Origin of the sequence: Clostridium sp. M62/1, from assembly GCF_020736365.1 — a bacterium.
GTDB lineage: Bacteria > Bacillota > Clostridia > Lachnospirales > Lachnospiraceae > Otoolea > Otoolea saccharolyticum_A.
In genome coordinates this window covers 2,653,251-2,668,701 of the sequence record NZ_CP085988.1, presented here as the reverse complement: position 1 = coordinate 2,668,701, position 15,451 = coordinate 2,653,251, and the positions used below count along the sequence as shown (strand labels likewise).

Below are 15,451 nucleotides of genomic sequence, written 5' to 3'. Positions count from 1 at the left end.
GGAAGAGACAGGAAAAGCCAGGATAATGCTCAGGTTTTTCCTGTCTTTGTCATTTTCTGTAGAAATCTTTGTATCACTTTTAAGTATTTCTTTGGAACCCATCACATACATATTATATTAGCAGCCAAGCTGAATATGAAATTTGAATTAGGAAGAGGAGAAGTACAATGTCAGAAAAAGTGATTGAAAACAACAAGGTAAGCGTGATCGGAGAAGTAATCTCTGAATTTACATTCAGCCATGAAGTATTTGGAGAAGGCTTTTATCTGGTAAGCCTGGCAGTCAGCCGTTTAAGTGATCAGGTGGACATTATACCGCTCATGATCTCAGAGCGTCTTCTGGATGTGACGCAGGATTACAGGGGCAGAACCGTGGAGGCGATCGGCCAGTTCCGCTCCTATAACTGTCACGAGGGAGTGAAAAACCGTCTTGTACTCTCCGTTTTTGTGAGGGAATTAAACTTTCTGGAGGAGTTTACCGACTGCACAAAGACTAATCAGATTTATTTAGACGGTTATATATGCAAGGAGGCTATTTACAGGAAAACGCCCCTTGGACGTGAAATCGCCGACATTCTTCTGGCGGTCAACCGTCCCTATGGGAAATCAGATTACATACCGTGTATTGCCTGGGGCAGAAATGCCCGCTACGCGTCCGGCTTTGCTGTGGGAGCCAGAGTGAAGGTGTGGGGACGCGTTCAGAGCAGAGAGTACACGAAAAAACTGAATGAGACGGAGTGCGAGAAGCGAGTGGCTTACGAGGTATCCGTAAGCAAGATGGAATGCGAAACAGAGGGAGCTTAAGGGAAGGACCCTGAATCGCAAACTTGCAAAACTTTGGAAAATGTGGTAAAATAACGCGACTGTTTCAGTTGAGATTAACATTTCGCAAAGAGGTGCAGGATATGGATAAAGGAAGTGTTCAGGTCATATGCGGTCCGGGGTTTGGAAAGACAACGATGGCCCTGGGAAAAGGTGTTGTGGCAGTGACCAAACATAAGAAGGTAATCATGATTCAGTTTCTGAAGGGAAACCTGTCCGCAGATGTGGCAGAGGGACTCAAATGTCTGGAACCGCAGATGAAGGTATTCCGGTTTGAAAAACAGGGAGATTATTTTGAAAAACTTTCGGAGGAGCAGAAACGGGAGGAGAGAATCAACATTCAGAACGGACTGAATTTTGCAAGGAAGGTGCTTACCACCAGAGAGTGCGACCTGCTGATCCTCGACGAGATACTGGGGATCCTTGATCAGGATATTCTTACCCTTGAGGAATTTGAAAATCTCCTTTCGCTGAGAGATGAAGAGGTGAGTCTGATTCTCACAGGGAAAAATTTTCCGAAGCAGCTTATGAGATGTGTGGATTCTATTTCCAAAATAGAAAATGTTGAGATTGACAATAAATAAAAGTAATGATAGTATAAGCATAAATACAAAGTAGAGGTTGCGTCGATCATCAGTAGCCGGCCGGATGTTGCAGGAACAGAGGAAGGCCGATGAAAGGGAGAGACGCCGAAGATTCATGCAGAACTGCCTGCGTGCTTCTGGGCATATGGTGAAGAACCATATGACTGTCATCTGTGCAGGATGGGGAGCTACGAAAGAAAGCAAAATCTTTGGGCTGGCCGTTGTGCCGGCCCTTTTGTAGTACATAGGAAATCGCCCGGCAGTCTCCTATGCGGCAGAAACCCAGCGGAATGTATGGTGAGCCTTTATGAGAAGGAGGAAGAGACATGGCTATTTTTGAAGGAGCAGGTGTGGCTCTTGTCACACCGTTTAAGGAAACAGGAGAGATCAATTATTCAAAGCTGGAGGAGCTGGTGGAAGAGCAGATTGCAGGGGGGACAGACTGCATCATTGTCTGCGGAACCACAGGAGAATCTGCCACCATGACCCACGATGAGCACATCCGGACAATTCAGTTTGTCTGTGACATCACGGACGGCAGGATTCCGGTGGTGGCCGGCACCGGTTCCAACTGTACGGAAACATCCATCTATCTTTCACAGGCAGCGGAAGCTGCAGGAGCGGACGGTATTCTTCTGGTGACTCCTTATTACAACAAATCCACTCAGAAGGGTCTGAAAATCCATTTTTCTGATATTGCGGGTTCTGTGAAGATTCCGGCAATTCTCTACAATATTCCGAGCCGCACAGGCGTGAACCTGACGCCGGAGATGATCGTATGGCTCTGCAAAAATGTGGAGAATATCGTGGGAGTTAAGGAGGCAAGCGGAAACTTTTCTGCGATTGCAAAGATTGCAAGCCTTTCAAACGGATGGGTGGATATCTACTCCGGCAATGACGATCAGACTGTTCCCATGCTGGCGCTGGGCGCTAAGGGAGTGATCTCCGTTCTCTCTAATATTGCGCCAAGGCAGGTGCATGAGATGTGCGACCTGTATTTCAAGGGAAAGACAGAGCAGAGCACGAAGATGCAGCTGGAGGCTATTCCGCTGATTGATGCGCTGTTTAGCGAGGTCAACCCGATTCCGGTGAAGGAAGCCATGAATCTGATGGGCAAAAATGTAGGGCCCTACAGGAAGCCGCTAGTTGAGATGGAACCGGAAAACAGGGAGAAGCTCATTAAGGCGATGAAGGATTACGGTCTGCTTTAAGATAAAACCAGGCTGAGAACGGCTGGTCTGTGAAAACAGCGGGAATAAGAAGAAACTGACAGGCATAAAAAGACAAAACGGGAGGAAGATCATCATGGTAAGGGCGATTATGCACGGCTGCAGCGGAGCTATGGGGCAGGTAATTACGAATCTGGTGAAAGACGACAGCGAGCTTTGCATCGTGGCAGGCGTTGACATTACAGACAGCGGGAAGAACCCGTACCCAGTCTATAAAAATCTGGACGAGGTAAAGGAGGAGGCTGATGTGATTATCGACTTCTCATCTGCCAGGGCAGTGGACGGACTGCTGGATTACTGCGAGAGGACTGGGCGGGCAGTGGTTTTATGCACGACGGGCCTGTCTGAAGCCCAGATTTTAAGAGCGGAAGAGGTTTCTGGAAAGGCGCCGGTGCTGCGTTCAGCCAACATGTCACTGGGAGTCAATACCCTGTTGAAGCTTTTAAAAGATGCGGCCAGGGTTCTGGCACCTGCAGGCTTTGATATTGAGATTGTGGAGAAGCACCACAACAGGAAGATTGATGCTCCAAGCGGTACGGCCATCGCTATGGCTGACTCTGTAAACGAAGCCCTGGGGAACACCTGTCACTACAAATATGATCGTTCCAGCGAGAGGGTGCCGAGAGATGCGAAGGAGATTGGAATCCAGTCTGTGCGCGGCGGAACAATTGTGGGAGAGCACGACGTGATTTTTGCGGGAACCGATGAGGTTGTGACCTTTTCCCATACTGCTTATTCAAAGGCAATTTTTGCCAAAGGGGCGATCCAGGCTGCCAAATTTTTAAAGGGCAGGGATGCCGGTATGTATACGATGGCAGATGTCATCGGATAAAGAGTATAATTCCTTTCCAAGCCGTGCATAATAGGCTTAGAAAGGAGTTGTCATTATGAAAAAATGTAAGCAGATTCTTTTGGCAGTGTGTCTGACATTCGCTTTCGTATTTCTGACTGCCTGCGGAAGCAAGGAGGATGTAAAGAATACCACAAATGCGTCAGGAACTACCTCTGGTATGGAAACTACCGCCAGAGAGTCCACAGACGGAATGGTTTCCGGCACTGATTCGGCAGTTGACAGGGAGACAGACGGCGCGAGGGAGAGCACAGGGGTGCTCGAGGGAGTCGCAGACGATCTGAAAAACGGCGCGGAGACAGCTGTGGATCGCGCCAGAGAGGATATGACAGAGGCCGGAGAGCACATGGAGAGCCGCACTGCCCAGTGAGAGACAGATGCCTGAGTTTTGCCTGCGGGCAGAGAACAGGGAGTGCCTGGACACCGCAGAGGCAGAAACATTCAAAGGACTGCCCGGAAGATAGGGAGAATATCTTTCGGGCAGTCTTATTCTGTTTACAGGAGCTTTCCGGATTTCTCTTTACAATCCCTGTGAGATTCTGTATAGTAGGATTAAAGGCACTGTATGCTGACAGCTGAAATACACCGCACGCCGTACCTGGAGAGGCAGCGCGGGGTGAGACGGCTTGAAAAAAGGGAAACGGGAACTTAGAAGGCTTCGGCACAGGTACATGAAAAGGAGGAGAGAAAGAGCCCTCCGGGGGAAATATCTTGCAATCCTGGCCTGCGCAGGTCTGGCATCAGCCTGTCTGTTCCTTGCTTTGGACAGCAGAGAGCAGATTTTGTCTCTGTCACGGGAGCGGAAGGTGGAATTCTGCCTGGAACGGGAAGACGGAACCGGTGAAAAAAACGGACAGAGGGAGGAGAGAGAAAAAGAGAGAGCAGACGGGCGGGGGGAAGAGGAGGAGCAGGAAAAAGGAAGAACCAGAACGCGCTTCGGCATTGTCTTCCGGCTGGAGGATGGAGAACTTATCCTCTACCGCGAAAGGCAGGAGGCAGAGTGAGAACGCAGACTCGGGGCTGCCTCTTTCAGAGCGGTCAGCGGTTATTAATTATTTTAATAAAACATCGGGTTGATTTTATGAGAGGATTGCATTATAATTTCTACTGAATTAAAACTGTTTTATAGGCACAGCTTATAAAAAGGCTTTTACATATTATCCGATCACTGTGTAAAGGCTGCCGTGAAGGGCGGCCGGCGGTTTTAAAGCTGTGAAATCTGAACGCGCACTGCGCGTTTTGTAAAACACTGCGGCAGAAGCGGATGACAGGAGATGAAAAGGGACTGTCAGATCCGGAGCCGTGCAAATAAAAGGAAGAATGAGGTAAAATCTATGTATGACAGATATGTGAGCCCTCTTTCGGAGCGCTATGCAAGCAGGGAAATGCAGTATATTTTCTCCCCGGAGAAAAAGTTTTGCACATGGAGGCGCCTTTGGGTGGCTCTGGCTGAGGCGGAGCATGAGCTGGGACTTCCGGTGACAGAGGAGCAGATTGGTGAGCTCAGGGAGCATATGGAGGATATCAACTTCGAGGTTGCAAAGGAGAGAGAGAAGGCAGTGCGCCACGATGTAATGTCCCATGTATATGCATACGGAGTGCAGTGCCCGAAGGCAAAGGGAATTATCCATCTGGGAGCAACCTCCTGCTATGTGGGCGACAATACAGACATTATCATTATGACAGAGGCTCTGAAGCTGGTGAGAAAAAAGCTCATCAATGTGATGGACGAGCTGGCAAAATTTGCGGACAGATACAAGGCGCAGCCTACTCTGGCCTTTACCCATTTCCAACCGGCGCAGCCGACGACTGTGGGAAAGAGGGCAACGCTTTGGCTGATGGATCTGAAGCTGGATCTGGACGATCTGGATTATCTGATCGGCTCTATGCGCCTTCTGGGTTCCAAGGGAACGACAGGAACTCAGGCCAGCTTCCTGGAGCTGTTCGACGGCGATCATGAAAAATGCCGTGAGCTGGACAGAAGAATTGCCGAGAAGATGGGCTTTGAGGGCTGCTACCCTGTTTCAGGCCAGACCTATTCCAGAAAGGTAGACAGCCGCGTGCTGAGCGTGTTAGCGGGAATTGCCCAGAGCGCCCACAAGTTCTCCAACGATATCCGTCTGCTTCAGCACTTAAAAGAAGTGGAAGAGCCCTTTGAGAAAACTCAGATCGGTTCCTCTGCCATGGCTTATAAGAGAAACCCCATGAGAAGCGAGAGAATGGCGTCTCTGGCAAACTACGTGATGTCAGACATGATGAATCCAATGCTCGTTGCTTCCACCCAGTGGTTTGAGAGAACCCTGGACGATTCTGCCAATAAGCGTCTGAGCATTCCGGAAGGCTTCCTGGCAGTTGACGGAATCCTGGATCTCTACTTAAATGTAGTGGACGGTCTTGTGGTATATCCAAAGGTAATCGAGAAGCGCCTCATGGCCGAGCTTCCGTTTATGGCGACAGAGAATATCATGATGGACGCTGTGAAGGCCGGGGGAGACAGACAGGAGCTTCATGAGAAGATCCGCACTCTCTCCATGGAGGCCGGAAGAAACGTAAAGGAAAAGGGTCTGGACAACAATCTGCTGGAGCTGATTGCAGCAGATCCTGCCTTCAACCTGACACTGGAGGAACTGAAGGAGACCATGGATCCGTCCAGATACACAGGAAGGGCAAAGGAGCAGGTGGAGGAGTTCTTAAGTGAAGTAATCCGCCCGATTCTCGATGAAAACCGGGAAATCCTGGGAGTGAAGGCGCAGATCAACGTCTAGGCGGCCGTCCGGACAGGAGAAGATGAAAACAGAGACTGATTGACGGAATCAGAATCATAAAAGAGGGACTGCAGGAGCCTGCCGTAGGACATACGGCAGGCTTTCAGAGTTTCCGGCTTACTACACTGCAGGCATCAGGAGAAAAGAGAGACAGGAAGAGAGCAGAAGAAAGCAAGAATTCTGTTTCATACAAAGCAGATTCTGAGAAACAAAAGGAGGGGCTGTTGAACGTAAATCTTGAATATTACAGGGTATTTTACCAGGCTGCCGTGACCGGCAGCATTACGCTGGCGGCAGAGCATCTTTGCATCTCCCAGCCGGCTGTGAGTCAGGCAGTCAGGCATCTGGAGGGGGAGCTTGGGACGAAGCTGTTTTTGCGCACCCCCAAGGGCGTGAGGCTGACGAGAGAGGGGGAGATGCTGTACGTCTACGTAAAGAGGGGAATTGAGAGTATCCGGGACGGGGAGGAGATGCTCAAGCAGCTGAAATGCCTTGATACGGGAGTGATCCGGATCGGCGCCAGCGACATGACGCTGCAGTTTTACCTCCTTCCTTACCTGGAACAGTTTCATGAGCAGTATCCTAAAATCAAGGTGATGGTTTCCAACGGGCCGACTCCGGAAACCATCGATGCGCTGGAAAATGGGGGAATTGACTTCGGAATTGTCAGCACGCCTTTTGACGAGAGGAATGGGCTCTGCTCCATTCCGGTCAAGGAGATAGAAAATATTTTCATTGCCGGAAACCGCTTCCGGGGGGAGCTTGAGGGCAGGGAACTGGAATATGGGGAGCTGCAGCACTATCCCTGCATTTTTTTGGAAAAGAAAACCAGCACCCGCCGGTTTATGGACAGCTGCCTGGAGAGAGAGGGCATCTGCCTGGAGCCGGAGTTTGAGCTTGCCACCAGCGATATGATTGTGCAGTTTGTAAAGCGCAACCTGGGAATCGGCTGCCTGATGTCAGAATTCGCCGGGGAGGCCTTAAGGCAGGGAGATGTGTTTGCCCTGCGCTTCAGAAAGAAGATGGAGAAGCGCAGCTTCTGCCTGATTACCTCCTCTAAAAATCCTCTCTCACCGGCAGCCCAGAAGCTTTTGAAGGCCCTGCGGGAGGGTACTGAAAAAGGAGAGAAACAACATAAATAGAAATTATAAAGAATATAATTAATATTGATTTTACTTATATGGAAAAATTATATATAATATCGAGGTAGTATGGTTTGCTTCTGTTTTTCGGAAGCAGCGGGCTACGCAGCAGAGCCCCCGCGCCAGGGGGTATAAAAATAGTCGTCTACATGAGGAAGATGACGCCCGGAGAGGAGAAAGCACATGGTAAGAGCAATCGTTGGAGCAAACTGGGGAGATGAAGGAAAGGGCAAGATCACAGACATGCTTGCCAAGGAATCCGATATTATCATCCGTTTTCAGGGTGGAAGCAATGCGGGCCATACAATTATCAACAACTATGGCAGATTCGCGCTTCATCTGCTTCCGTCCGGCGTATTTTATGATCATACGACAAGCATTATCGGCAACGGAGTTGCTTTAAATATTCCGTTTTTATTTAACGAGATTGAGGACATCAAGCAGAAGGGCGTGCCGCAGCCGAGAATTCTGGTTTCTGACCGCGCTCAGATTCTGATGCCGTACCACGTTCTGTTCGATGCGTACGAGGAGGAGAGACTGGGAGGAAAGTCCTTCGGCTCCACAAAGTCCGGAATTGCTCCGTTCTATTCTGACAAGTATGCAAAGATTGGATTCCAGGTCAGCGAGCTGTTTGACGAGGAGTATCTCTACGATAAGTTAAAGCGCGTCTGCGAGATGAAGAATGTGCTGTTAGAGCACTTATATCACAAGCCGCTGTTAAATCCTGATGAGCTGTTTGAGGAGATGAAAGAGTACAGAAGGATGGTTGAGCCTTATGTATGCGACGTTTCCTCCTATCTGCACGAGGCGATCAAGGAAGGAAAGAATATCCTTTTAGAGGGACAGTTAGGCTCCCTGAAGGATCCGGATCACGGTATTTACCCGATGGTTACCTCCTCCTCCACTCTGGCAGCCTACGGCGCCATCGGAGCAGGCATTCCGCCTTACGAGATCAAAAATATTACAACAGTTGTCAAGGCATATTCCAGCGCCGTGGGAGCGGGAGCCTTTGTCAGCGAGCTGTTCGGTGAGGAGGCAGACGAGCTGAGACGCCGCGGCGGAGATAAGGGAGAATTTGGAGCTACTACAGGCCGTCCAAGACGTGTGGGCTGGTTTGATGCAGTGGCTACCCGCTACGGCTGCCGCATCCAGGGAACTACTGAGGCAGTTCTGACAGTTGTGGATGTGCTGGGATACCTGGATGAGCTGAAGATCTGTGTTGGATATGAGATCGACGGAAAGGTTACAAGAGACTTCCCGACCACCCTCAAGCTGGAGAAGGCAAAGCCGGTTTACAAGACTCTGCCCGGCTGGAAGTGCGACATCCGCGGAATTAAGAGCTATGAAGAGCTTCCGGAGAACTGCCGCGCGTATATTGAGGCTATTGAAAAGGAAATTGAGGTTCCGATCACCATGGTGTCAAACGGCCCTGGCAGAGATGAGATCATTGTGAGAAAATAAGGAAGGCTTAATTTGTTCGTAAAAGTCTGGATAAAAGAAATTCTGGATAAGAGAAATTCTGAATAAAAGGAAGTTTGGATTAAAAAAAGTCTGGATAAAAGAACAGGAAGAGAAAAAGGATGCCCGGGACTGCATATATGCTCCCAGGCATCCTTTTGTCTATTTATCTGAGTTCTCTTTTCAGACAGATTTCTTCTGCCCGGACTGCCGCTGCTCCGGATGTTCTGCTCCGGCATTCTCTGCATCCTTCTCATTCTCTGAGGGCCTGTCGGCGGAATTTTTCCAGGAGACTCCGGGAGAGCCTCCGTTTTTCAGAAGGATTTCATAGCCATAGATTACGGCAGGAACTACGATGGTGCAGAACAGGGCAGCCATCAGCAGATCCAGGGATCCGGGGCTTCCGATAACTGCCAGGACGAGAGATGCCCCGTAGAGAAACAGGATAATAAAGACACCGGCCAGGGCCAGTATGCGCCGCAGATTCATAAAAACCGTTCCTTTCATCAGGTGAGTTCTGAACATCTTTTCAGCCGCTGCCGAAGATTTCTCCAGCAGGCTGCCGGCAGATGCCAAAATTGTAATATTTATTATAAATGATGTAAGAATTTTTCGCTATACTTTTCCGACGGATTCATTTAAAATAAAAGCAGAGACTAAGCGTTTGTACAGGGCCTGAGAGGGCCCTGTTTCCCAAATTCCGCAAAAAATCTGTCTGCGTGCAGTGAGGGATTTTTCGTATTAACTGCCGTATGCCTGATTCGGAGGATGAACGGATTTTTGCAGAGCGGACTTGTTTTGGCATCAGAAGAGGAGGAGTGGCATCTTGAGAAGAGCGGTGATGGCTGTGTATCTGGCCTGCCTGATGGCAGCCGGCTTTTCAGGCAGCGCCATGGGAATGCCGGCAGGGCAGGAGGAGAGCGCAGCACATGACAATGAGGTAAAAGACGAACAAGAAGAGCTGGAAGCGGAAAAACAGGCTGACTCCAGTGAAGGTGCAGAGGACGGGAGCCAGCAGACAGAGGAGACTCCTCCAAGCATAGCGGGAACATGGACAGGAGAGGAGGAAGACAGCCGCTACATGCTGGAAGACGGCAGCTTTCTCGAGAAGAGCTGGCTGCTTTACAAGGGGGACTGGTACTACCTCGATGAGGATGGCTATCCCGCTTTGGGGTGGAAGAAGATTCGGGGCGACTGGTATTATTTCGGCGAGGAAACTGGGAAGATGGCTGTGGGCTGGGCCTACAGCAGCGAAGAAGATGAATGGTATTACCTGAACGAGGATGGGACGAGAAAGACCGGCTGGCTGGAAGCAGGAGGCGAGTGGTACTGGTTTGACTCCGACGGAATTATGTATGACGAGGGCTGGAGGATGGTAGACGGCCATAAATATTATTTTAACAAGAACGGCCAGATGGCAGCCAGCCAGTACATTGAGATGAACTACTACGGGGCAGACGGACTGAGAGATGCAAGGTATGATATCATAATCCAGGGAAAGAGAAAGCCTACACAGGAGGAGCGGCAGCAGATCACAGAGGCGCTGGAGAATGTGCCGCGTCAGTGGATGGAGCGGTTCGTGGAATCCGGCTGGGAGCTGATGTACTACACGGACCGGAAATATTTTGAAGCTCCCATGACGGACGAGGGCATCTACTATGTGCATCACAAGACAGATGCCAACTACAAAAAGCTCAAGTTTACAGAACCTTCCTCTCTGACCAGGGCCTTCGGGGAATATGTAGCCCATGAAACGGGAAACGACGGAGAGAAAAATGTATTTCTGGCGGATCTCTACCTTTTGCTGGACAACATCCCATCGGCATCACGGCTGCCATCCTATTTTGACGACGACTCCGGAGCCTGGTTTGGAATTCTGTTTGAGAATTATGTGAATCCGGAGATCCGAAGCGAGATGAAGATTTTCGATCCTCAGCTGTGCAGTTTTATGGCTCAGACGCTGAATGTCAGCTTAGAGGGGCAGAGACCCTCTGTCTGGGAGATGACAGAGGAAGGGACAGAAGAGTACCGGGATATCGGAGGAAGAGGACCGGCCTATGATCCGGATCTGAATCCGGCTGTTAAGAGGGCACAGGAGGCGGCCGGAAAGGAGAGCCGGGAGGAAAACGAGGAAGGCCGTTAGGAACTGGGGAAGGGCTATGGCAGATGCAGCCTTTTTGAAAACAAAATCAGATATTGTAAGGCAGGCCCTCTGCAGAAAGGGAACGAGAGATGTTCTGATTCTGCAGAGGGCTTCTTATATACCAGGAAACTTCGTTCCCTGTTATATAAAAACGCTCCGCGGGGATCGCACTGCGGCGGAAAGGAATACGGCTGCTTTGCAGCCCCGCCGCAGGCGGAGAATCCTGCGAAGCAGGATTCTTTCTAATATCATAAAAATCCCTGTTTTCCCAACTTTTTAACGGGTTTTTGCATCTATTCAATAAGGGAGAAGAGCAGGCAGGTCATTGGCGGCCGGAAAAATAAAATTGGAAAGGCAGAGAATATGGGACAGAGCATATATGACAGTACAGTTGCCTACATTCTGGAAAACCAGAACCGGTTTTACAGACTGGCGTACAGCTATGTGGGTGACAGAGAGGCGGCGCTTGATGTGGTGCAGAACGCGATTCTGAAGGGGCTTGAAAAGTGTGAAACCCTGAGGAGCACAGATGCGCTGAAAACATGGTTTTACAGGATCGTAGTGAATGAATCTCTTCAGCTTCTGAGGGACAGAAAACGGGAATTGCCTTCCACGGACGGCGGCGTGTTCGACCGGCCCTATACGGAGCCGGCCTACGATCGGGAGAGAGAGGTCTATGAAGCGGTAAAAAAACTGCCGGAGCCGGGAAGAACAGTGGTAGTTCTTCACTACTACGAGGAACTGACCTTAAAGCAGATTGCAGAGATCACAGATGCGAATCTGAATACAGTCAAGTACAGGCTGTACTCATCGCTGGAACGTCTGAAAAAAGGATTAAAGGAGGGAAGGCCGTGAGACCCGAGGATGGAAAGAAAGTATATGATCAGATTGAGATACCGAAGGAGCTTGAGCTGACAGTCAGGTGCTCTGTAGAGGAGGCAGCCAGAAGGAGAGAGGCGCGCCGGAAGGAAGAGGCGGAGAATTCCGCTGAAAGAGACAGACGGGAGGAGAAAGATCTGGAGAAGAGAGGTCCGGAGAGGACAGGTCTGGAGATGGAAAGTACAGAGAAGGATCCGCTGACAGAAAAGCAGGAGGAAAAACAGGGACGGCAGAGACAGAGGGAAAATGGGGCACGCAGTCCGATTTACCGTCTGCTCCGGCGCACTGCCGCAGCCGCAGCGGGAGTGCTGATCGCGTTTACCGTAGGGCTCAACACGAACCAGGCTTTCGCAGAAAACATGAGCCGAGTTCCAGGACTGGGCTTTTTGGCCAGTGTTCTGACTGTGCGCTCTTACCATGAGTCTGAGGGAGATTACAATATTCACGCAGAGGTACCGGGAATCATGCAGAGCCAGGAGGAAACAGGGAACCGCTCTTTACAGGCAGATAAAGTGAACGAGGAGATTGAACGGATTGCAGACAGCTACATGGCAGAGGCAAAAGCGGAATTCGAGGAGTACAAGGAAGCCTTTTTCGCCGCCGGAGGCACAGAAGAGGAGTGGAATAACCGACAGATGAATATTTCCATTGACTATGAAGTGAAGTATCAGGACGAGGCCGTGCTCTCCCTGGAGCTCACGGCCTTCAAGGGGTGGATCAATGCCAGTGAGGAGCGTCACTATTACAACCTGGATCTTTCAGAGGACAGGGAGCTGACCCTTCAGGATGTACTTGGAAGCGGTTATGCGGAGCTCTGCAATAAAGAAGTGGTGCGGCAGATAGAGGAGCGCATGGCGGCTGATGAAAATCAGATCTTTTTCGGATTCGGCAGAGCGGGAGATATGGCAGAGGGCTTTACCACAGTAGATGAGAATACAGATTTCTACATCAGCGGAACCGGGGAGGTGGTTCTCGTATTTCCGGAATACTCTATCGCGCCCGGTTATATGGGAACTACAGAATTCACGGTAGGCCCCATGGTGAAAGACGGGATGGGGGAGACAGGAAAGAGAAATAAAAAATAGATAAAAGAAATAAATAAAAGTAAAAGAAACAGCGGATACCGCCGGCAATTCTCCCTTCCGGGAGATCATGCCGGCGGTATCCGCTTAGCTGAGGGGCAGCTGCAGACTCAAAGATAAAAGTTCCTCCGGTTATAAAGCTGAAAATCAGTCCTCTGCCAGCTCTTCCCAACGCTCATACAGCTCCTCCAGTTTTTCGGAGATAGACTGCTTTTCCGAGTTTAATTCCATGAGCTTTGCCACATCGGAGAAGATCTCCTCCTCGCAGAGGAGGGCATCGATCTGTGCGTCCCTGGTTTCCAGCTCATGGATGGCATCCTCTGTCTTTTTCAGCTCGTTCTGGCGTTTGCGAAGGCGGGCCTGCTCTTCCTTCTGCTGTTTCCAGTCTGTCTTTCCGGCAGAGGAAGGGAGGGGAGCTGCTTTTGCAGCGCCTGCCCATGGCAGGGAGGCGGCATTGACGGCTCCGTCTGCGGTGAAGGATACGGAACCGGCCGCCGTGCTTTTGGCGCTTCCCTGAAGAGGGAAACTGCCGGCATCCTTCTGTCCGGCAGTGCCAGAACCTGCATTTTTTGCAGCGCCATTTCCGGCGCTGCCGGTGAGAAGCTGTTCCATGGTGTCGCGCTTTTCCAGGTAATAGTCATAATTTCCAATGTAGTTGACAAGGGTGTTATGGGTCAGGTCCAGGATTCTGGTGGCGGTCCGGTTGATGAAATAGCGGTCGTGAGACACGTAGAGGACAGTTCCCGTGTAGTGGTTCAGGGCATTTTCCAGAATTTCCTTGGAGGTAATATCCAGGTGGTTGGTGGGCTCATCCAGGATCAGAAAATTGGCCTCAGAGAGCATGAGCTTTGCCAGGGAAACCCTTCCCTTCTCGCCGCCGCTCAGATCTCCGATGAGTTTGAACACGTCTTCTCCTGTGAAGAGAAAGGCAGCCAGGACATTTCGGATCTGGGTATTGTTCATGCCAGGATAAGTGTCCGACAGCTCCTGAAACAGGGTCTTCTCATTGTGGAGGACGTGGTGTTCCTGATCGTAGTAGCCGATGTGGACGCGGGAACCGAGGCGGATCTCGCCGGAATCCGCCGGGACGATGCCGTTTATGATCTTTAAGATCGTGGTCTTTCCCGTTCCGTTGTTTCCGATAATGGCGATCCGCTCTCCCCGCTTGATGTCAAAGTCCACACCAGAGAAGAGCTGCTGCCCGTCAAAGCCCTTTGAAAGGCCGCGGACAGTCAGCACATCGTTGCCGCTCTGGATGTCAGGCTCTAAGGTGATGTTCATGGCATCGTTGACCTCTGTGGGCTTTTCGATGCGCTCCATTTTGTTCAGGAGCTTTTCGCGGCTTTCTGCCCGCTTGATAGATTTCTCCCGGTTGAAGGAGCGAAGCTTGGTGATGACCTCCTCCTGGTGGCGGATCTCCTGCTGCTGGTTTAAATAGGCCTTTAAAATATTGGCCCTCAGCATGGCCTTTTTTTCACTGTAGGCAGAGTAATTGCCCTGGAATACAGTGGCCTTTCCATTGTCCAGCTCCACAATCTTTGTCACCACCCGATCGAGAAAATAGCGGTCGTGGGCCACGATGATGACCGTTCCCTGATAATTCAGCAGATAGTTTTCCAGCCAGGCGATGGATTCCATGTCCAGATGGTTGGTGGGCTCGTCCAGCAGGATGATGTCGGGCCGCGAGAGAAGGAGCTTTCCAAGGGAAACTCTGGTTTTCTGGCCTCCGGACAGGGTACAGACAGACTTTGAAAATTCTTCTTCCTCAAAGCCGAGTCCTTTTAGAACGCCGGTAATCTCGCTTTTCCAGGCGTAGCCGTTTGCAAGCTCAAACTCGTGGCTCAGGCGGCTGTAAGTCTGGTAGAGTGTTTCCAGCTCCTCACCCGCTGAGTGCTTCATCTCAATTTCCAGCTGCCGGATGCGCTCCTCCATCTCAATGACAGGGCGCTTGACCTCCAAAAGTTCGTCGTAGATGGTGCGGCTGCTGTCCAGATCCTGATGCTGGGCCAGATAGCCCAGGGTTTTTCCCTTTGTCACAACCACGGTTCCGTCGTCCGGGGCAAGCTCCCCGATTATGATCTTTAAGAGTGTGGATTTTCCGGCGCCGTTGATTCCAACGATGGCGGCCTTTTCCCGTTCCTCTATATGAAAGGACACCTGCTCTAAGACAGAGTCTGTCCCGAAGGATTTTGTGATATTGCTGCATGATAAAATCATGTCCTGCCTCCTGATGTAGTAAATAGTATTGCTGTTAAGCAGCGCAGATGGATGCCTCAGGAAACCTGCCCGAAAAAGTCTGAGGGCCTGTCTCACAGCGCAGGAAGCGGCCGGCGTCCAGGTGTTCCTAGAGAGAGGACCGGGACAGCAGAGGCATACGGTATGCGGCTGCAAAATCTGTGACAAGTATAATATAAGAAGGAAAGTTTTGCAAGAAGCTGGAGGGGAAAGAGACAGAGGCCGGCAGAAAAATTTCCGGCAGAAAGCACGAAAATCCCCTG

The 15,451-nt window shown here is 50.5% G+C and carries 14 protein-coding genes and 1 riboswitch; of the genes, 12 read left to right on the top strand and 2 right to left on the bottom strand.

Translation table 11 applies throughout. From position 1 onward, the window contains the following. The first annotated feature begins 167 nt into the window (after positions 1–167). The 9 genes from LK436_RS12530 (at position 168) to LK436_RS12490 (ending at position 8,852) form a co-directional block, all read left to right on the top strand. Positions 168–803, top strand: a complete 636-nt coding sequence (locus tag LK436_RS12530; protein WP_008396143.1) for a single-stranded DNA-binding protein — start codon at positions 168–170, stop codon at positions 801–803. A 101-nt stretch (positions 804–904) separates the two neighbouring features. Then, the gene (locus LK436_RS12525) at positions 905–1,405 is read left to right on the top strand and encodes an ATP--corrinoid adenosyltransferase (RefSeq protein ID WP_015573889.1); all 501 of its coding nucleotides are present in this window, start codon (positions 905–907) and stop codon (positions 1,403–1,405) included. Between the two features lie 23 nt (positions 1,406–1,428). After that, a riboswitch (Lysine riboswitch) is annotated at positions 1,429–1,604 on the top strand. Between the two features lie 127 nt (positions 1,605–1,731). Then, on the top strand, positions 1,732–2,616 hold the full coding sequence (gene dapA, locus LK436_RS12520; RefSeq protein ID WP_008396140.1) for a 4-hydroxy-tetrahydrodipicolinate synthase: 885 nt from the start codon (positions 1,732–1,734) through the stop codon (positions 2,614–2,616). Positions 2,617–2,710: 94 nt separating this feature from the next. After that, positions 2,711–3,466 (top strand): 4-hydroxy-tetrahydrodipicolinate reductase, encoded by a 756-nt coding sequence (gene dapB, locus LK436_RS12515; RefSeq protein ID WP_008396138.1) that lies wholly within the window; start codon positions 2,711–2,713, stop codon positions 3,464–3,466. A 55-nt stretch (positions 3,467–3,521) separates the two neighbouring features. Continuing rightward, complete coding sequence (locus tag LK436_RS12510) at positions 3,522–3,854, top strand: hypothetical protein (protein ID WP_008396137.1); 333 nt, start codon at positions 3,522–3,524, stop codon at positions 3,852–3,854. A 256-nt stretch (positions 3,855–4,110) separates the two neighbouring features. Next, entirely contained in the window at positions 4,111–4,488 is a 378-nt protein-coding gene (locus LK436_RS12505) for a hypothetical protein (RefSeq protein WP_147594804.1), read from the top strand. 330 nt (positions 4,489–4,818) lie between these two features. Continuing rightward, entirely contained in the window at positions 4,819–6,249 is a 1,431-nt protein-coding gene (purB, locus tag LK436_RS12500) for an adenylosuccinate lyase (protein WP_118751513.1), read from the top strand. A gap of 224 nt (positions 6,250–6,473) precedes the next feature. Beyond that, the gene (locus LK436_RS12495; RefSeq protein WP_008396131.1) at positions 6,474–7,391 is read left to right on the top strand and encodes a LysR family transcriptional regulator; all 918 of its coding nucleotides are present in this window, start codon (positions 6,474–6,476) and stop codon (positions 7,389–7,391) included. 183 nt (positions 7,392–7,574) lie between these two features. After that, positions 7,575–8,852: an adenylosuccinate synthase gene (locus LK436_RS12490; RefSeq protein ID WP_008396130.1), complete on the top strand. Its 1,278-nt coding sequence runs from the start codon at positions 7,575–7,577 to the stop codon at positions 8,850–8,852. Positions 8,853–9,032: 180 nt separating this feature from the next. Here LK436_RS12490 and LK436_RS12485 read toward each other — a convergent pair whose 3' ends face one another. Next, complete coding sequence (locus LK436_RS12485) at positions 9,033–9,338, bottom strand: hypothetical protein (RefSeq protein WP_021965733.1); 306 nt, start codon at positions 9,336–9,338, stop codon at positions 9,033–9,035. A 337-nt stretch (positions 9,339–9,675) separates the two neighbouring features. Between LK436_RS12485 and LK436_RS12480 the strand changes: the two genes are divergently transcribed. From LK436_RS12480 to LK436_RS12470, 3 genes are all read left to right on the top strand, one after another. Further along, positions 9,676–10,992 (top strand): N-acetylmuramoyl-L-alanine amidase family protein, encoded by a 1,317-nt coding sequence (locus LK436_RS12480; protein ID WP_147594803.1) that lies wholly within the window; start codon positions 9,676–9,678, stop codon positions 10,990–10,992. A gap of 363 nt (positions 10,993–11,355) precedes the next feature. Beyond that, complete coding sequence (locus tag LK436_RS12475; protein ID WP_008396124.1) at positions 11,356–11,847, top strand: RNA polymerase sigma factor; 492 nt, start codon at positions 11,356–11,358, stop codon at positions 11,845–11,847. Then, positions 11,844–12,956 carry a DUF3298 and DUF4163 domain-containing protein gene (locus LK436_RS12470; protein ID WP_008396122.1) on the top strand — a complete coding sequence of 371 codons (1,113 nt, stop codon included), beginning with the start codon at positions 11,844–11,846 and terminating at the stop codon, positions 12,954–12,956. The genes LK436_RS12475 and LK436_RS12470 overlap by 4 nt, the downstream gene beginning before the upstream one ends. A 144-nt stretch (positions 12,957–13,100) precedes the next feature. On the opposite strand, the gene abc-f is transcribed toward LK436_RS12470, so the two are convergent. Further along, positions 13,101–15,170, bottom strand: a complete 2,070-nt coding sequence (gene abc-f / locus LK436_RS12465) for a ribosomal protection-like ABC-F family protein (protein ID WP_008396120.1) — start codon at positions 15,168–15,170, stop codon at positions 13,101–13,103. Positions 15,171–15,451: the final 281 nt, after the last annotated feature.